This window comes from Streptomyces sp. CB01201 (genome assembly GCF_002803085.1).
GTDB classification, from domain to species: domain Bacteria; phylum Actinomycetota; class Actinomycetes; order Streptomycetales; family Streptomycetaceae; genus Streptomyces; species Streptomyces hundungensis.
Genome location: NZ_NNBJ01000005.1, coordinates 87997 through 106110, shown reverse-complemented (window position 1 = coordinate 106110; position 18114 = coordinate 87997). Strand labels below are relative to the sequence as shown.

The window sequence follows — 18114 nt, the reverse complement described above, 5'->3', positions numbered from 1 at the left end:
ACGTGAAACTCCGCGTCAACGGCTGCGGCACAACCTTCTCGCCGCGCGCGGGAGTTCACGCCAGAGCGGGCACCTCAAGGGTGAGCGTGCCGGCGTCCGCGTCCAGGACCGCGGGCACCCCGAGCGGCATCGTCAGGGCGGCCTCGCAGTGGCCGAAGCCCAGGTTCTCCACGACGGGCACGCCGAGCCGGCCGAGCCGCTCGCGCAGCACGGGGCGCACCCGTTCCTCGTACGGTCCGCAGTCCTTCCAGGAGCCGAGCGCGACCGCGGTGACGCCCTCCAGCCAGCCCGCGCGCAGGAGTTGGGTCAGCGTGCGGTCCAGGCGGTAGTCCTCCTCGCCGACGTCTTCGAGCAGCAGCAGGCCGCCGGCCGCGGACCGGCGGCCGTACGGGGTGGCGAGATCCGCGGCGAGCAGGGACAGACAGCCGCCGAGGGTGACGCCGCGGGCCCGGCCGGGCACCAGGGGCCGGGCGCCGGGCAGGCCGAGGGTCAGGGCGGCCTCGGGCTCGAACAGGGTGGTGCGCAGGGACTCCTGGGTGGTGGCGTTGCCGATGAAGGCGACCGTGGAGGCCATCGGGCCGTGCAGGGTGGAGAGGCCGAGCCGGACGGCGAACGCCTCGTGCAGGGCGGTCACATCGCTGTAGCCGATGAGCACCTTGGGTCCGGCCGCCCGCAGCGCCTCCCAGTCGAGCAGGTCGACCATGCGCTGGACGCCGTAGCCTCCGCGGCCGCACATCACGGCATCGACGCCCGGGTCGCACCACGCGTCCTGGAAGTCACGGGCCCGTTTCTCGTCCTCGCCCGCGAGATATCCGAACTGCGGGTGCCGGTCGGTGACTTGCGGGGTGGCGACGGGGTCGAGACCCCAGCCGCGCAGGACGTCGAGCCCCTCCTGGAGACGTTCCTCGACGACGGGTCCGCTGGGCGCGACCACGGCGATCCTGGCGCCGGGGCCGAGGCGGGCCGGGCGGGTGAGTCCGGTGGCGCTCACTTGGTGAGCTCCAGGAGCGGGATGTCGTCGCGGTCGATGGCGAACACCTGCGCGTACAGGGAGAGTTCGGCCTCCAGTGCGCGGATCACGGTGTCCGCGCGGCGGAAGCCGTGACCCTCGCCCGCGAAGGAGAGGTAGGCGTGCGGAATGCCGCGCCCGGTGAGCTTCTCCAGGAACTGCTCGCACTGCACGGGCGGGCAGATCGCGTCGTCCAGGCCCTGGAGCAGCAGGAAGGGCGCGGTGATGCGGTCGGTGTGCTGGGCCGGCGAGCGGTCGCGGTAGCGGTCGGGCACCTCGGTGTAGGGGCCGATGAGGCTGTCGAGGTAGCGCGATTCGAAGTCGTGGGTGACGTCGAGCCAGCTGGTGAGGTCGAGGACGGGGTAGAGGATCGTCCCGCAGGCGTAGACGTCGGTGCCGGCGAGGGAGGCGGCCGTGGTCCAGCCGCCCGCGCTGCCGCCGCGGATCGCGAGGCGGCGGGGGTCGGCGGTGCCGTCCTCGGCCAGGGCGCGGGCCACGGCCGCGCAGTCCTCGACGTCGACGATGCCCCACTGTTCGCGCAGCCGGTTGCGGTAGGCGCGCCCGTAGCCCGTGGAGCCGCCGTAGTCGACCTTGACGACGCCGATGCCGCGCGAGGTGAAGTAGGCGGTCTCCAGGTCGAGTGCGAGGGACACACATCCCGTGGGGCCGCCGTGTGCCCAGACCACATAGGGCGGGAGTTCGTCGGCGGGGGCGGTGCGGTCGGGGTTGTGCGGCGGGTAGACGTGGGCGTGGATCTCGCGGCCGCCCGGTCCGGGGTAGGTGCGGACCAGCGGTTCGGGGTAGTACGCCGGGTCGACCGCGTCGGTGTGGGCGCAGCCGATCACGCGGGCGCGGCCGGTGGCGGTGTCGAGTTCGACGAGTTCGGCGGAGGTGCGCGGGCTCACGGCCACGCCCACGACGCGGCTGCCGTGGGCGGCGAGCGTGGACGCCCACTGCGTCCAGGGGCCGGCGGCGTCGACCAGCTCGCCGCTCTCGGGGTCGAGTATGCCGAGCGTGGTGGTGCCGGCTCCGTGCACGACGGCGATCAGGCCGTTGTCCAGGGGCTGGAACCAGCGCCGCCCGGCCTGCCACAGGGGACCTGCGAACTCCTCCTCGCGGGGGCACAGCGCAAGCGCCGGGCCCTCGGCGGGCTCGGCGCGGTACAGGTTCCACCAGCCGCTGCGGTCGGAGGCGAACAGGAGCCTGCCGTCGGCGGCCCAGTCGGCCTGCGCGATGGATTCCTCGGGGCCGCCCGCCACGGTGCGGGTGCGGCGCAGATCGCCGTCCGCGCCGACCTCGGCGACGATCAACTCGCTGCCGTCCCACGGCATTCGGGGGTGGTCCCAGCCGATCCAGGCGGCCCGGCTGCCGTCGGGGGAAAGCCGGGGGCCGGTGACGAAGTGGTGCCGCCCGTCGCTCAACTCCCGTACGGCTGAGCGCTGTTCGGCGGCCGAGCCGTCCAGCGGCACGGCCACGACGACACGGCGTACGTCCGTGGGCGCCTCGCCGGTGAACTCCTCCAGGACGCACCACACTTCGTCCCGGTCGAGGTCGATCCGAGGGTCGACCCAGCGCAGCCCCTCGCCGACCGGGGAGAGCGGGGTGAGCGGCCTCGGCGCGGCGGTGCCGTCCGGCTCGTAGGCGTAGAGGCGCTGGTCGGTGAAGTGCGCGAAGACCACGAGGGGGCCGTCGGCGCCGCGTTCCACGCCGTCCCAGGGCCGCCCTCCGTACTCCATGACCCTGCTGCGCACGTTCCACGGCTCGGGCAGGACCTGCCGCGCCTCACCGTCCGGGCCCCGGCGCACGAGGGTCCGCCTGCCGCCCTCGGCGGAGCGTGGCTCGGTCCACCACAGGTCGTCGCCGACGAAGGCGACATCGTCGGCGCGGCCCTCGTGGGCGGCGGCGAGCGCCGCGTCGATCGGTGACGGCCAGCTTCCGTAGGGCGCGGTGGGCACCATGGTGGGGACTCTCCTCGGGAGGCTAGGCGGAGCGCAGATAGTGGTCGAGGACGCGGACGCCGAAGTGCAGCGCGTCCACGGGGACCCGTTCGTCGACGCCGTGGAACAGCGCCTGGTAGTCGAGGCCGGGCGGCATGCGCAGTGGTGCGAAACCGTATCCTGTGATGCCGAGCCGGGAGAACTGCTTGGCGTCGGTTCCGCCCGACATGCAGTACGGCACCACGTGGCCCTCCGGCGCGAACCGCTCGATGGCGGCCTTCAGCTTGAGGTACGTCGGCGAGTCGACGGGGGCTTGGAGCGCGACCTCGCCGTGGTCGAAGTCCCAGTCGACGTCCGGACCGGTCAACCCGTCCATGGTGGTGCGGAATTCGGCCTCGCCGCCGGGCACGGTGCGCCCGTCGACGTGCGCGGTGGCGTGCCCCGGAATGACGTTGACCTTGTAACCGGCGTCCAGCATCGTCGGGTTGGCGCTGTTGCGGATCACGGGCTCGACCAGGGCGGCGGCGGGCCCGAGCTTGCCGAGCAGTTCGTCGGCGTCGAAGTCCGGGGCGTCGGGGTCGGTGTCGATGCCGTGCAGGGCGGCGAGTTCGACGAGGCTCGCGCGGACCGTCGGGGTGAGCCGGACCGGCCACTCGTGCTCGCCGATGCGGGCGACGGCGGCGGCGAGCCGGCTGACCGCGTTGGCCCGGTTCACCTTGGAGCCGTGGCCCGCGCGGCCGTGTGCGGTCAGGCGCAGCCAGGCGGTGCCGCGCTCCCCCGCACCCACCGGGTAGACCTCCAGGCCGCGGCCGGCATGGAAGGTGACGCCGCCCGACTCGCTGATGCCCTCGGTGCAGCCGTCGAAGAGCTCGGGGTGGTGGTCGGCGAGGAAGCCCGAGCCGTCGACGGCGCTGGCCTCCTCGTCGGCGGTGTAGGCGAGGACGATGTCCCGCCTCGGCCGCACTCCGTGCCGGGCCCAGGCACGTACGACCGCCAGGACCATCGCGTCCATGTTCTTCATGTCGACGGCGCCCCGGCCCCAGATCACCCCGTCGGCGATCTCGCCCGAGAAGGGGTGCACACTCCAGTCGGCGGCCTCGGCGGGCACCACGTCGAGGTGTCCGTGCACGAGCAGCGCGTCGGCCGACGGGTCGGTGCCCTCGATCCGGGCCACCACGTTGGTCCGCCCCGCGGTGCGCTCCAGCATGCGGGGTTCGAGTCCGGCCGCCGCGAGGCGTTCGGCGACGTACTCGGCGGCGGGGCGCTCCCGGCAGTCGCCGCCGCCGCGGTTGCTGGTGTCGATCCGGATCAGCTCGGAGGTGAACGTCACCGCCTCGTCGAGCGCCACCTGATCGGCCGTCTCCACCTCAGCCATACTGTTCCTCCACCGCGGACGAGGCGATCGTGGTGACCGCCTTGAAGGTGCGGATTCCCTGATACATCGTCACTTCGCTGTAGGAGACGCGCCGTTCACCCGTACGCTGCACTCCCGGCACCACGGTGGCCGCGTCCGCCAAGTGCTCGGCGTCGAACTCGATCTCCACGGTGAACGGCCCGCCGTCCACCGGCGCGGCCCGGCCGGCGAGGGCACAGGCCTCCTTCGCGGCGGCCCTGATGTCCCCTGCGGTACGGGCCGGGGTGCGGCACACCGCCGCATACCGCGACACATGGTCCTTGACGGCTACCTTGCGGGCCGCCGGCGCATAGCCCTCGGCGTCGACGCAGGTGAGGTCGTCGCCGGTCACCAGGACCACGGGCACCCCGTACTCGGCGACGACATGCGCGTTGAGCAGGCCCTCGCTCGCGCGGGCGCCGTTGAGCCACACCCCGGTGATGGAGTTGGCGAGGTAGGTGTGGGCGAGCACCCCCGGCGTGCCGGCGCCCGTGTGATAGCCGACGAAGGCGATCCCGTCGACGTCCCCGTGCTGGACGCCCTCCACCATGGACAGCGACTTGTGCTTGCCGGTGAGCATCTGCGCCCGCTCGTCGAGCCGTTCGAGCAGCAGGTTGCGCATGGTCCAGTGCGCCTCGTTGATGAGGACGTCGTCGGCGCCCCCGTCGAAGAATCCCAGCACCGCGGCGTTCACGTCGGACGTGAACATGCCCCGGCAGCGCTCCCACTGCGGCGTACCGGGCAGCACGTCGGCCGGCCAGGTGACTCCGGTGGCGCCTTCCATGTCCGCACTGATGAGGATCTTCATGGCGCCCCACCGTACCCGCCGGGGAATACCCGGGCCAGGGACCGCACGGACGCCAGAGGTCCATACCTGTGAGCCGGGCCGGGCGGCGCGCGATCGGCCCGCTGGATACTGGGCCCCATGCGTATCGACTTCGATCCCGCCACCGTCGCCCCCCAGGACTTCTACCGGCTGCTCACCGCGACCGTGGTACCGCGGCCCATCGCCTGGGTGTCCACGGTGGCCCCGGACGGGACCCCCAATCTGGCCCCGCACTCCTTCTTCACCATTTCCTCCGTCGCACCGCCCGTCGTCCAGTTCACCTCGGTCGGGCGCAAGGACTCGCTGCGCAATGTGGAGGCGACCGGTCAGTTCGTGGTCAACTTCGCCCCCGAGCCGCTGTTCGACGCGGTCAACGGCACCGCGACCGATTTCCCGCCCGGAGTGAGCGAGTTCGAGCAGGCAGGTCTGGCCACCGAGCCGAGCCTGCGGGTGAAGCCGCCGCGGGTGGCGCAGTCGCCGGTGGCCCTCGAATGCGAGGTGCACACCACGCTCGGCATCGGGAACTCGACCGTCGTGTTCGGACGGGTGGTGCACGCGGTGGTGTCGGAGGAGGTCATGGTCGACGGCCATCCCGAGATCACCCGCCTCCTCCCGCTGGCCCGGCTCGGCAAGGACGAGTGGAGCACCCTGGGCCAGGTGCGCGAGCTGGCGCGGGTGCCGTACGCGGAGCACGGGCGCGGCTGAGGGAACACCGCGGGCCGAGCCGAGGGAACATCCCGGCGTGCCGGGGCCGGCCGGGCCGGATCCGAGGTGCCCGGCCGGTGGCCCGGCGTGCGCGGGCCGAGCGGACGGACCACCCTGGGGGCATGGGTAATCCGAGGACATGGGGCTCGCTGCCTCGCGTACGGCCCGGTCGGCTGCGGGCCCGGGCCCGCCGAGCGGGGTGGGCGGCCCGCTGTGCGCGCCGCTCCGCCCGCCGTGTCTACGCGGCCGGGCGCCTCACGGGCCGCTGGCAGGAGCGACTGCGCCGCCTCCGGCGTTAGCGCCGTTGGTGGGGCGCAGCCGTTCGTTCCCCCGGCGCCGATGCGTGCGCGGCTCCTTCGCGGCGCGGGCCACCCTGACCTGTCTAGCGGCCCGCGGCGAGGGCCACCCGGACCTGTCTAGCGGCCCGCGGCCGGGACCGCCTCCAACTGCTCGATCCGTCGCTGCACGGCTTCGAGGGCCCCGCGTCGGCGGCCCGCGACCTGGCGGCGCAGGGTGACCAGGGCCGGGCCGAGGGAGCGGGCGCGGTCCGGGTCGCGAAGCTGCTCCCACTGGTGGTGGGCCCGGTCGACGGCCGCCTGGACGTCCGTGTCGTCGGTGCTCTGGTGCCGGGCCAGCCGGGCCTGGGCCGCGGCCATCCACAACTCGCAGGAGCGGGCCGGCTCCAGGGCGAGTCGGGCGAGGTCGGCGCGGACCTCCAGCCAGTGGACGGCCTCCAGGGATCCGGGTCCGTACGTCCGCATCGCCTCGCTCTCCCACACCGCCGCCATCGACGCCGCCTCGCCGTGCCGCCCGGCTTGGGCGGCGGCCAGGATCGCCGGATGGGGGTCGGACTGGACAGCGGGCACGGCAGGCGCCTGGACCGGAACGGGTGCGGCCCCCGGTACGGGTGCGGCCCCTGGTACGGGAGGCGCCTGGACCGGGGCGGCCCCGCCGCCTGAGGGCGTGCCGTCGAGCGCCAGGTAGCGGGCGTTGTCGTGGCCCGCCCGGTCCGCGGCATACGCGTGGAGCTCCGCGAGCGAGGGGCGCGCCCCGCCGCGCCACACCTCGGCGTACGTCTTCAGATAGTCCGGGGTGGCGACCTGCCGGCGCGGCGCGGGGGCCGCCCTGCCGTACAGGAGGACGCCGGGCCCGAGCGCGAGGCCGTCCTGCGCCCCGCGCTCCCAGGCCGTCGGATCGCAGACCAGGTCGACGAGCACGGTGGTCGTGCCGGGTGCCCGCACCTGGAGCTCATGCGCCAGCCACGCCCACGGCAGTGCCGTGTAGCGCAGGCTCGCCGGTGTGGTGCGGGCGAGCGCGAGATGGACCTGGTGCTGCTTGCCGTCGAGGTGCAGCTGGCCCGCCACGTACAGGAACAGCGGGCCCGGCGCGGCGGCCACGGCACGGATCCGGGTCAGTACGGTCTGCGGGTCCACCGGGTCGGCGAGCTCCACGACGGTGGCCGCGGCGGTACCGGCGAGCACGGCCGGGGCGACCGCGGCCAGGCCCGGCAGCACCGAGGCCGCGTCGACGAGACGGCTCTTGTTCGCGGGGGCGGCCGCCAGCAGCAACGCCGTCCCCGGGTCATCCCCCTTGATCAGCACACCAGCACCGTATCCGGTCGACGGCCCGCACCGCCCCACGCGTGCCCCAACTCCCTTCCGGGGAACGGCAATTACCGGAAAGGGTGACAATTGGGTGCGGAAATGCGCAATTCCGGCCCCGCCCGGCCCCGCCCCGTCAGCGCACACACCTGCCGTAAGGACAACCGCACGGACACCCTTACGGTGTAGATCACTTCAGCGGTGCCGAGCCGCACGACCCGAGGATGCCGCATGCCGATCAGCACAGTCCGGACCGTCACTCACCAGGAGGCCGGGCAGACCCCCCAACTCTTCGACGTGTACGGACCCGAGGACGCCCCGGCGGTGCTGCTGTGGCACGGCATAGGCCCGGCCACCCGGTTCGAGGTCGCCACGCTCGCCGCGGAGACCGCCTCGCACGGGCTGACCGTCTTCGTGCCCGACTGGCGTTCGGACGCGCCCGACGGCGGCCGCGCACAACTCGCCGCCTCCCTGCGGTACGCACGGGAACGCGCGGCCGGTACCGACGCCGGCGCGGGCCGGCTCGTGGTGGCGGGCTGGTCGGCTGGGGCGGGCTCCGCGATCAGCACGGCACTGCGCCCCGACCTGATGGACGGCTTCGCGCCGAAGGCGGTCGTGGGCATCGCCGGCCGCTACGAGCGGCCCGCGTTCAGCACCGGTTCCGTACCGCTGGCGGACCTGGCGGCGGCAGCGGGGCCGGGCGTGCCCGTCACGCTGATCCACGGCACGGCGGACACGGTCGTGGAGTGCCACTATTCGCGCGACTTTCGTGTCGAGCTGGAGAAGCGGCAGTGGCAGGTGAGCCTGCACGAGCTGGACACCGACCACGCGGGCATCATCATGTCCGGCTACGACCCCGCCCTCGGCCACTGTGTACCCGCGACCGGCAGCGACGCGCTGCGGGCGGGGCGTGAGACTGCCCGGCTCATCGCGGCGGCGGCCCTCGCCTGAGGGCCCGGACCCGCAGGGTGGCGGCCCGCGCCCGGGCGCCCGGACCACGCGGCGTCGCCGACCCCGGTCGCCATCGCCATGCTCCGGCCTCCCCAGCCTGCCGCCTCCCGCCCGGCCCGCACCCGGCCCGGCTCCGTCTGCCTCCGTACGGCGTGCGGTCCGTTTCGGCGCGCGGTCCCGTTACGGCATACGGTCCCCGTTACGGCATATGGCCCCGTTACGGCATATGGCCCCGTTACGGCTTACGGTCCCGTGTCCGGGCGGGGCCGGGTCGGCGTCTCGCCTGGCTGGGGGCGGCCGCTTCGCCCATGCTGGATGCGTGATGACCGTCCTGCTCGTAGCCACCGACGACGAAGCCGCGCTGTTGCGTGAGCGCATTCACCACAACCGCCACTTCCGCGTCATCTCGCACACCCCGAGCCCCCGGCTCGCCCTCGCGCAGGCCCATGTCCTGCTGCCCGATGTCACGGTCCTGGATCCGAGCATGCACGGCGACAGCGATCCGGCCGCCCTGTTCCTGGGGCTGCGCTCGCTGGCCCCGCCCAGCGGAGTGATCCTGCGGACGACTCCCGCCACCGCGGTGCTGCCCGAACTGCACGCCGTCCTGGAGGAGGGCGCCGTGCATCTGGCGGCGCGGGACGACCAGGACGCGCTCATGAACGCCCTGATCACGATCGGGCGACGCCGGGAGAGCTGCGACCCCGACCAGTGAGCCCGTCCGCCCCCCGTACGCCTCGGGGCGTCGCCCACCGGGACCCGGGTCCGGCTCAGCGACCCGGGCGGCGCCGCCTTCACCCTCGGCCCACGACCAGCCATCTCGCCGGCAGCTCGATGCGACGGCCGTCGGGGGTGTACTCCGTTGTGATGAGCGGGAGTTGCCCCTCGGCCAGCACGCTCAGGCCCGCCTCGGCGAGCAGCTGGTCGAGGGCGGCGTCGGAGACCTCGGCCGGGGTGAGGCCGTGCGCGAAGACCGGGCGGAGCTTGGGCGGCGGCCCCTGCGGGCGCTGGGCGAGGCCGGTCAGGACCGCCTTCGCGGCCTCGGCGAGCTCCAGCACGAAGGCTCGTCCGTGCTCGCCGAGCAGCGTGGCGACCGCCTCGGCCACGGGCAGCCGGTCGGCGGGTTCGCACTGGTGCAGTACGCCGCGTACATACACATTGGCGTCGCCGAGGCGGCCGTGCAGCTCGTGCACGGCCTTGGGGTCGGTGGCGTCCAGCTGCTCGAACTCGGCCTCGCCGTCCCGGTCTTGACTCCGGGCCTGCTCGACGGCGGCGGGCGACAGGTCGACGCCCACGACCTTCGGATAGCGGGCGGCGAGGTAGCGCGTCTGGGTTCCGTTCCCGCAGCCGAGATCCACCAGGGGCAGCTCGGGGCGGTCGATGCGGGCGGCGAAGTGGGCGAGATGACGGGCCGCGGTGAGCGCGGGTTCCGCGTCCCAGAAGACCGCGCCCTGCTCGTCGGGCGCCTCGCGCCAGAACTGTTCCCAGGCGTCCAGATACTTGCTCGTCACGCTCATGACCGACTCCCCAGGCAGCGCACGCACAGTGTCAAGATCGGTGTACCCCGCGGGGCGTACGCCGGACAAGAACCGTGCGGATACCTTCACCTGCCCTTCCAACAGAGGGAGTTGAGGCACGCCGGGGCGGACCCGAGGCGGCGTTCACCCCCTCGTGCAACCGCATCCCGCACGACCGGAGCGGTGTCAGCGCGCGCGGCGTCCCGTGTTCGGGAGCGCCACGTCGAACCAGACGGTCTTGCCGCCGCCGGTGCGGCTGGTGCCCCACTCGCGGGCGAGCGCGTCGACGACGCGCAGGCCCCGGCCCGCCTCGTCGCCCGGGCCCGCGCTCAGGAGCGTCGGCAGGGCATGGTCGTCGTCGACCACCTCGCACAGCAGCGCTTCGCTGCGTACCAGGCGCAGCTCGACCCGGTGGCCGTGGGCGTGCCGGACACCATTGGTGACGACCTCGCTGACCAGCAGCTCCACGGTCTCGGCGACCTCCGAGAGACCCCACAGCGCGAGCTGTTCACGGACCAGGCGGCGGGCCCGGCCGACCTCGCGCGGGTCGGCGTCCAGGCGCCACTCGGCGACGTCCTCGCGGGCGATGCCATTGAGCCGGGCCAGGAGCAGGGCGACGTCGTCCTTGCGGCCGCCGCGGGTGTTGAGGGCGCGGATGATCGTGTCGCAGGCGTCGTCCATGGAGGCCGCGGGGTGGGCGGCCGACTCGGCGAGCGTGGCGAGGCCGACCCCTATGTCCTCGCCACGCACCTCGACGAGCCCGTCGGTGCACATGACGAGCCGGTCGCCGGGTTCCACCTTGATCCTGGCCGTCTCGAACGGCACTCCGCCGACGCCGATCGGTGCTCCGGTGGGCAGTTCGAGGAGTTCACTGCGGCCGTCCGCGGACCGTACGATCACCGGCGGCACATGGCCCGCGTTGGCCATCAGGAGTTCGCCCCTGATCGGGTCGTAGACCGCGTACAGGCAGGTGGCCAGGTAGTGCTCGCCGAGACGCTGCGCCAAGTCGTCCAGATTGCGCAGGAGTTGATCGGGCGGCAGGTCGAGCGCGGCCATGGTCTGCACGGACGTACGCAACTGGCCCATCATCGCTGCCGAGTTGAGGCCGTGGCCCATCACGTCGCCGACCACCAGGGCGGTGCGCGAGCCGGGCAGTTTGATCGAGTCGAACCAGTCGCCGCCGACCCGGCCCAGCAGGGTGCCGGGCAGATAGCGCGTCGCCGTGTCGCAGCCGGGCAACCGCGGGGTGACCTGCGGCAGCATCGAGTCCTGGAGGGTGTCGGCGACGCTCTCCTGGTAGGTGTACATGCGGGCGTTGTCGAGGACGAGCCCGGCGCGCGCGGCCAGTTCGGCGCCGGTGACGCGGTCCATGTCGTTGAACTCGGCCCGCTCGGCGTGCCGCAGCAGGACCATGAAGCCGAGCACGACGTTGCGCGCCTTGAGCGGCACCACCAGCATCGAGCGGCCGTTGATGAGCGGGCGGATGTCGCGCTTCTCGAACTGCGAGGCGATGGCGGTGCCCATCTGCTCGCTGATCCGCGGCACGAGCACCGGATCGCCGGACGTCATGCACTGGAAGAACGGGGTGTGCGCGGGGAAGGGCATGGACTCGCCGACCGGTACGACGTCGTCCCAGCGGCCCGGCTCGTCGACGTGCTCGACGGCCACCCGGTGCCACAGGGTGCGCTCGTCGGGCGGCCCGTCGGGGAAGCCCTCGCCGGCGATGACCTGCTCGCGCAGATAGGTGCCCGCGACGTCGGTGAAGCGCGGCACGACGGCGGCGCTGACTTCCTGGATGGTGCGGGACAGATCGAGCGAGGAGCCGATGCGGCCGCTGACCTCGTTGAGGAATTCGAGCCGCTCGCGCACCGCCGCGTATTCGAGGTCGGCGGCGAACTCGGGTGCGGGCGGCTGGGGTTGACCGACCGGCTCCAGGGGATGGCGGCGCCGCGCGGCCCGGTGCTCGGCGCGCCGGGGCACGCCCCAGTCCGGAGTGACGGGCACCCGGTCGTGCTGGCTGAACTCCAGTACCGGATAGCCCAATTCCAGCACCTGGGCCACTATCCGGGAGCTCTCGCCGACACTCATGCTGGGCAGGATCTCCGGCAGCCGCCGGGCCAGTTCGTCGGCGCCGGGGAAGTCGGTGTGCAGGGCGAAGCCGGGAGCTATCCGCTCGACCGAGCCGTCGTCGCCGTCGTCCTCCTCCTGGAGCTGGCGGGCGTCCGCCGCGAGGACCAGGAGCCGCTCGGGCCCCGGGCCGACCAGCGGATAGGCCCACCACAGCACATCCGCGCGCTCGCGGCCCGGTTCGGACAGAGTGGCCCGCCCCGCACTGGGATAGGCGGTGCGGCCGGCGAGCGGTGCGTCGAGACCCGGGCCGAGCTCGTCGAACACGTCGTAGTCGTCGTAACTCTGTTCCAGGGCACCGGAGACGGGCAGCAGATCGGCGGCCGGCCTGCCGACCGCGTCCTCCTTGCCGGGGCCGAACAGCCTGCGGGCACCCGAGGACCAGTGCGACACGAGGCCGTCACCGTCCACGACGATCACGGCGAGCGGGATCCGGCCGGCCGCGGCGACCTGGTGCGGCAGCTTCGGCGGAGTACCACTGTCCATGGGTGGAAGGCTCCTTCCCCGCCGCGAGAAACGGCGGCTGTCCCACCACCGTACGGGGTTCGCGGTGCCGCGCGGGAGCCAACCTGTGAATGGGCGTGCGCCCGCGCGCACATGCCACCCGCATTGACCAAAGGTCAGTCCTCGTGCCCGAGTTGAAGATCCCGCTCGGTCCGCCCCCCGCCCGCGACCTGGAGCACCGTGGCCACCGGCGGGTAGCCCGCCGCGATCACCGTGTATTCGCCCGAGGACAGGTCCACGAAGCGGAAGGTGCCGTCGGGGCCCGTGGTGAGGGTGTCGACCACGTTGCCCGCGGCGTCGAGGAGGGTGACCCTCGCGTCCTCCACCGGGCGGCCGCCGCCCGCGCGGACCGTGCCGCGCAGGACCGCTCCCCCGGCCAGCTCGATGTCCTGGCGGGTCTCGCGGGAGGCCTGCACGCTGACCGGGAGGGCGGCGGGGCGGAAGGCGGGGGCGCTGGCGGCCAGGGTGTACTCGCCGGCCACCAACTCTCCGATGACGTACGTCCCTTCGCGTCCGCTGCGGGTCGCGGAGACGACCTCGCCGCGCACGTCGGTGAGGGTGACGGCCGCGTCCCGCACGGGGGTGCCGTCGGCGGTGACCACCGTGCCGGCGAGGCGGCCCGCGCCGCCGAGCACCACGTCGAGGTCCACCGGGCGCTCGCCCACGGTCACGGCGACGGCCTGCGGCTGGTGGCCGCCGGCCGCGGCGATCAGGACGTAGGAGCCGGCGCCGGGCACGCTCAGCGCGTACCGGCCGTCCGCGCCGCTGGCGCCGCGTCCGACCTGCTGGCCGCGGACGTCGACGAGGGTGAGGGCGGCGCGCGGCACGGTGCTGCCGTCGTGGTGCTGGACGGTGCCGGTGACCGGAACGCCGCTCACGTAACCGGAGAGGGGCGCGGTGCGGGCGTGGGGCAGGGGTGCGGTGTCGCCGACGGGGGCGTTCTCGGTGGCGGGGGCGTTGTGGGACACCAGCGGTTTCTCCTTGAGGAAGAAGGCGAGGACGAAGCCGAGCACGAGCACCGGCACGAGGTAGAGGAAGATCCGCGGCATGGCGTCGGCGTACGCCCGGATGTAGCCGTCGCGCAGCGCGGGCGGCAGTGCGTGCACCAGTTGCGGGGTGATCGACTCGGGGTCGGGAAGGTGCGCTCCGGCCGGGAGCCGTTCGGTGAGCGCGTGGGCGAGGCGATTGGTGAACAGGGTGCCGAAGATCGCCGCGCCGACGCTGCCGCCGATCTGCCGGAAGTAGTTGTTGGCGCTGGTGGCGGTGCCGAGGTCGGCGGGGTCCACCGCGTTCTGCACGGCGAGGACCAGGACCGGCATGACCAGGCCGATGCCCGCGCCGAGCACGGCCATCCAGAGGCTGTAGTCGAGCCGCGGGGTGTCGGTGCCGAGCTTGGAGAGCAGCCACATGCCGACGGCGGAGATCGCGCCGCCGAGGATCGGGTAGATCCTGTAGTGCCCGGTACGGCTGATGAGCTGCCCGGAGATGATCGAGGCGCCGACGATGCCGCCCATCATGGGCAGCACGAGCAGCCCGGACTCGGTGGCGCTGGCGCCGTCGACCATCTGGAGGAAGGTCGGCAGATAGCTGGCGGCGCCGAAGAGGGCGACGCCGATGACCGCGCCGACGAGGCCCGAGATGTTGAAGATGGAGTCGCGGAACAGCCGCAGCGGGATGACCGGTTCGGCCGCGAAGTTCTCAACGAGCAGGAACAGCAGGGTCGTTCCGGCGGCGCCCGCCGCGAGACCCAGGATGGTGCGTGAGCCCCAGGCGTATTCGGTGCCGCCCCAACTGGTCAGCAGGACCAGGCAGGTCGAGGCGGTCGCGAGCAGCAGCATGCCGAGGATGTCGAGCCGGGGCCGCACGCGGGGCCGGGGCAGTTTCAGGACGACCGTGATGACGGCGAGGGTGACCAGGCCGAACGGCACGTTGATGTAGAAGCACCAGCGCCAGGAGGCGTGGTCGGTGAAGAAGCCGCCGAGGAGCGGTCCGGCCACCGAGGCGAGACCGAAGACGGCACCGATCAGGCCCATGAACCGGCCGCGCTGCCGGGGCGGCACGATGTCCGCGATGATCGCCTGGACGCCGATCATGAGGCCGCCGCCGCCGATGCCCTGCATCGCGCGGAAGGCGATCAGCTCGTTCATCGTGCGCGACCAGCCGGCGAGCGCGGACCCGATCACGAACACGACGATCGCGAACTGGAAGACGGGCTTGCGCCCGAAGAGGTCGCCGAGCTTGCCGTAGATCGGCAGTCCGATGGTGGAGGCGAGGAGGTAGGCGGTGACGGCCCAGGAGACCTTGTCGAGGCCGTGCAGATCGCCGACGATCTTGGGCAGCGCGGTCGCGACGATCATCTGGTCGAGGGCCGCGAGCAGCAGGGTGAGCATCAGGCCGAGGAAGACCATCCGCACCCGGCGCGGGTCCAACGCGACCTCGGGCGAGGGGAGTTGGTCCTCCGGTGGCGGCGCCGCGACCGCGGCGGGCCCGACAGCCCGCTCGTCGTCCTTCACCAGAGTGATCCCGCCCACGTAACTCTCCCCTCGTCGCGCTTGCGCCGAGGCATTTCTCGCATTGGCCGACATCCGGGGCAAGCGAGACGAGGGGGGCGACGGGCGTGCGCCGGGGGCTTAAGCGCTGGCGGGAGCACCTACGGCGCACAACGGACCGGAACGGAAATCCACCCGAACCGGTGACCGTACGACGGGGTTCGAGCGGGCTACTTCTCGACCTCGGCGGCGAGCTTGGCGAGGATCGCGTCGTAGATGCGGCCAAGTCCCTTGGGCGCGAAGGTCCTTTCGAAGAAACCACCGATGCCGCCCGCCCCGTTCCACACGGTGCTGACGACGACCTTGGAGCGGCCCTCGCCCGCGGGCGTGACCGTCCAGGTGGTGACCATGGAGGAGTTGCGGTCCTTCTCCACGAGCTGTCCGTCGGTCGGCTCGGTGACCTCCAGGAGGCAGTCGCGGACGCGCTTGCTGGTGGCCTGGAGCTTCCAGTGGACGAGGGTGCCCTCGCCGTCGCCGCCCTCGCGGACCTCGTACTCGCTGAAGTGCTCCGGCAGGAGCTTGGGGCGGCCGTCCTTGTAGTCGGCCAGCATGTCGAACACGGTCTCCGGATCCGCCGCGACGATCCGCTCCGTCGTGGCCTCGACCTGCGCCATGGCATTTCCTCCAGCACTTGTGTTTCCGGGGTTCGGGGTGGGCCAAGCCAACCACCTCGGGGTCTCCGGTCCTAATCCGGGTTGCGATCAAGAAGGGAACATGTGTTCTATTCAGGGGTGGGCGGGACCGAACAGGGCCCACGGGAACCAAGGAGGCGTTCATGCGCTGGGAGAATCTCGCCGATGACGACGCCTCGGAGGGCGCGAGCCGCACGGCCGCGCTGTTCGCCGCGGACGCGGTGACCACCCGGACGTTCGACACCCCCGAGTTCCGCGGGATCACCTTCCACGAGATCCGGGCCCGCTCGATCGTCAACCGGGTGCCGGGCGCCTCGCGGATGCCGTTCGAATGGACCGTCAACCCCTATCGCGGCTGCTCGCACGCCTGTGTGTACTGCTTCGCCCGCAAGACGCACAGCTATCTGGATCTGGACACCGGCCTCGGCTTCGACTCGCAGATCGTGGTGAAGGTGAACGCGCCCGAGCTACTGCGGGGACACCTGGCCTCGCGCCGCTGGCAGGGCGCACACATCGCGATGGGCACCAACGTCGACTGCTACCAGCGCGCGGAGGGCCGCTACCAGCTGATGCCGGGCATCATCGCGGCGCTGCGCGACCACGCCAACCCGTTCTCCATCCTGACCAAGGGCACGCTCGTCCTGCGCGACCTGGAGCTGCTCAAGGAGGCGGCCCGGGTGACCGAGGTGGGCATCTCGGTCTCGGTGGGCTTCGTCGACCGCGAGCTGTGGCGCACGGTCGAACCGGGCACCCCCGCCCCCGAGCGCCGCCTGGACGTCGTGCGCACACTGACCGAGCACGGCATCGGCTGCGGGGTCCTGATGGCGCCCGTGATCCCCTTCCTCGGCGACCACCCCGACCAGCTGCGCGCCACCGTCCGCGCGATCGCCGCCTCCGGCGCCACCTCGGTGACCCCGCTGGTGCTCCATCTGCGGCCGGGCGCGCGCGAGTGGTTCATGGCGTGGCTGGGGCAGCACCATCCGCATCTGGTGCGGCGCTACGAGCGGCTGTACGCGGAGGGGGCGTACGCGCCGAAGTGGTACCAGCGCCGGATCACCGGCCAGGTGCACGAGCTCGCCACCGAGTTCGGCATCGGCCCGGCGCATCGGGGCGCCGCCCGGCGCATTCCGGCGGCCCAGGCGCCCGCCGAGCCCGAACCGACCCAGCTCACGCTGCTCTGAGCAGGACGGATGCCCTCAACTCCGGGGTCCGGGCCCGATTGTCAGTGCCGTGCGCGAGGATGGTGACCATGACTTCACCGACTCGCATCCTGGCCCCCGAAGGCGTCTCCCCCGGCAACGGCTACAGCCATGTCGTCTGGGGCACCGGCCGGTTCGTGGCGATATCCGGGCAGTGCGCGCTGGACGAGAAGGGCGCGGTGGTCGGTGAGGGTGATGTGCGGGCCCAGGCCGACCAGGTCTTCGAGAACCTGCGCCGCTGCCTGGCCGCCGCGGGCGCCACGTTCGAGGACGTGGTGAAGCTGACCTATTTCGTCACGGACATCGCCCACCTGCCGGACGTCCGCGCCGCCCGTGACGCCGTCCTCACTCCCGAGCAGTTGCCGGCCAGCTCCGCGGTCCAGGTCAGCGCCCTGTTCCGGCCCGAACTCCTGGTGGAGATCGAGGCGTTCGCGGTCACCGACCCGGCCGGTCACGCCTGAGCGACGCGGCCGCACGACCCGGCCCGCCCCGAGTGGAGCCGATGGGCTAACGCCCCCGGCCCGCCTGGATCCGGCGCAGCGCCCAGGCCGCCGAGCGGGCGAGCCTTGGGTGGGCCAGGGCCTCCGTGAGCACCTCCACGGCCTGCTTGTCACCCAGCTCGCCCAGGCCCTCGATACAGGCCGTGGCCACCCGCCCGTACGGATTGTGCGGCGAGAGCAGTGGCCGCAGCGTCTTGATCAGGGCCGGTACGGACTCGGGGGCGCGCAGGGCGGTCAGCAGGCGTACGGGGTGCAGCGCGTAGGCGGTGCGCAGCTCGTTGGTGGCGAGGGCCGCCGCGGCCCGTGCGGTGCGCGGATCGCCGAGTCTGGCCAGCGCGTGCGCCGCGGTCACACAGCGTTCCGGGTCGCGGTGGTTGAGCAGCAGGATCAGCGACTCGAAGGCCCGTCGGTCCCCCGCGACCCCGAGCCGGAACGCCGCGATCTCCCGTGCCCAGAGCGGGCGTTCGGGCTCGATGAGCACCGCCGCCAGTTCGCTCTGGTCGACGGTGGCGATCAGCCGCTCGTACGCCGGTGATCCGCCGCTCTCGGCCCGTACCCGGTCCAGCAGGGACCGGAACTCCTCATCCATGTCCAAAAGCCTAGTAGCGCAAGGGCGTTGGCACCTCAAGGATGATCGGATCCCGGTGCCCGCCGGGAATTGCCACGG

General features: G+C 72.8%; 15 protein-coding genes. 5 read left to right on the top strand and 10 right to left on the bottom strand.

Annotation, left to right across the window (positions count from 1 at the left end; genetic code table 11):
• Positions 1 to 55 precede the first annotated feature (55 nt).
• Genes CG740_RS12665 through CG740_RS12650 form a run of 4 tightly spaced genes read right to left on the bottom strand, consistent with a single transcriptional unit; the run spans position 56 to position 5147 of the window.
• The gene (locus tag CG740_RS12665) at positions 56 to 991 is read right to left on the bottom strand and encodes a S66 peptidase family protein (protein WP_100575187.1); all 936 of its coding nucleotides are present in this window, start codon (positions 989 to 991) and stop codon (positions 56 to 58) included.
• Positions 988 to 2967, bottom strand: a complete 1980-nt coding sequence (locus CG740_RS12660) for a prolyl oligopeptidase family serine peptidase (RefSeq protein WP_100575186.1) — start codon at positions 2965 to 2967, stop codon at positions 988 to 990. Before CG740_RS12660 ends, CG740_RS12665 begins: the two co-directional genes overlap by 4 nt.
• A 22-nt stretch (positions 2968 to 2989) precedes the next feature.
• A complete protein-coding gene (locus CG740_RS12655; protein ID WP_100575185.1) occupies positions 2990 to 4321 on the bottom strand; it encodes a M20/M25/M40 family metallo-hydrolase in 1332 nt (443 codons plus the stop codon).
• The gene (locus CG740_RS12650) at positions 4314 to 5147 is read right to left on the bottom strand and encodes a M55 family metallopeptidase (protein WP_100575184.1); all 834 of its coding nucleotides are present in this window, start codon (positions 5145 to 5147) and stop codon (positions 4314 to 4316) included. The genes CG740_RS12655 and CG740_RS12650 overlap by 8 nt, the downstream gene beginning before the upstream one ends.
• A 117-nt stretch (positions 5148 to 5264) precedes the next feature.
• Between CG740_RS12650 and CG740_RS12645 the strand changes: the two genes are divergently transcribed.
• A complete protein-coding gene (locus tag CG740_RS12645; protein ID WP_100575183.1) occupies positions 5265 to 5870 on the top strand; it encodes a flavin reductase family protein in 606 nt (201 codons plus the stop codon).
• A 416-nt stretch (positions 5871 to 6286) separates the two neighbouring features.
• Here the strand turns inward: CG740_RS12645 and CG740_RS12640 are convergent, their stop codons facing one another.
• Complete coding sequence (locus CG740_RS12640; protein WP_199846424.1) at positions 6287 to 7471, bottom strand: hypothetical protein; 1185 nt, start codon at positions 7469 to 7471, stop codon at positions 6287 to 6289.
• 231 nt (positions 7472 to 7702) lie between these two features.
• Between CG740_RS12640 and CG740_RS12635 the strand changes: the two genes are divergently transcribed.
• Positions 7703 to 8422 carry an alpha/beta hydrolase gene (locus tag CG740_RS12635; RefSeq protein WP_100575181.1) on the top strand — a complete coding sequence of 240 codons (720 nt, stop codon included), beginning with the start codon at positions 7703 to 7705 and terminating at the stop codon, positions 8420 to 8422.
• A 319-nt stretch (positions 8423 to 8741) separates the two neighbouring features.
• Positions 8742 to 9134: a hypothetical protein gene (locus CG740_RS12630; RefSeq protein ID WP_159030284.1), complete on the top strand. Its 393-nt coding sequence runs from the start codon at positions 8742 to 8744 to the stop codon at positions 9132 to 9134.
• A gap of 79 nt (positions 9135 to 9213) precedes the next feature.
• Here CG740_RS12630 and CG740_RS12625 read toward each other — a convergent pair whose 3' ends face one another.
• From CG740_RS12625 to CG740_RS12610, 4 genes are all read right to left on the bottom strand, one after another.
• The gene (locus CG740_RS12625) at positions 9214 to 9936 is read right to left on the bottom strand and encodes a class I SAM-dependent methyltransferase (protein WP_100575179.1); all 723 of its coding nucleotides are present in this window, start codon (positions 9934 to 9936) and stop codon (positions 9214 to 9216) included.
• Between the two features lie 186 nt (positions 9937 to 10122).
• On the bottom strand, positions 10123 to 12549 hold the full coding sequence (locus CG740_RS12620; RefSeq protein WP_100575178.1) for an ATP-binding SpoIIE family protein phosphatase: 2427 nt from the start codon (positions 12547 to 12549) through the stop codon (positions 10123 to 10125).
• A gap of 134 nt (positions 12550 to 12683) precedes the next feature.
• Positions 12684 to 15098, bottom strand: coding sequence for an MFS transporter (locus CG740_RS12615; RefSeq protein WP_100575177.1), 2415 nt, complete (start codon positions 15096 to 15098; stop codon positions 12684 to 12686).
• Positions 15099 to 15286: 188 nt separating this feature from the next.
• Positions 15287 to 15730: an SRPBCC family protein gene (locus CG740_RS12610; RefSeq protein WP_100575176.1), complete on the bottom strand. Its 444-nt coding sequence runs from the start codon at positions 15728 to 15730 to the stop codon at positions 15287 to 15289.
• A 161-nt stretch (positions 15731 to 15891) separates the two neighbouring features.
• Here CG740_RS12610 and CG740_RS12605 point away from each other — a divergent pair, with 161 nt between their 5' ends.
• Both CG740_RS12605 and CG740_RS12600 read left to right on the top strand, forming a co-directional pair.
• Positions 15892 to 16929: an Rv2578c family radical SAM protein gene (locus CG740_RS12605; RefSeq protein ID WP_100575175.1), complete on the top strand. Its 1038-nt coding sequence runs from the start codon at positions 15892 to 15894 to the stop codon at positions 16927 to 16929.
• Between the two features lie 68 nt (positions 16930 to 16997).
• The gene (locus CG740_RS12600) at positions 16998 to 17408 is read left to right on the top strand and encodes a RidA family protein (protein ID WP_100575174.1); all 411 of its coding nucleotides are present in this window, start codon (positions 16998 to 17000) and stop codon (positions 17406 to 17408) included.
• Positions 17409 to 17454: 46 nt separating this feature from the next.
• On the opposite strand, the gene CG740_RS12595 is transcribed toward CG740_RS12600, so the two are convergent.
• Positions 17455 to 18036, bottom strand: coding sequence for an adenylosuccinate lyase (locus tag CG740_RS12595; RefSeq protein ID WP_100575173.1), 582 nt, complete (start codon positions 18034 to 18036; stop codon positions 17455 to 17457).
• Positions 18037 to 18114: the final 78 nt, after the last annotated feature.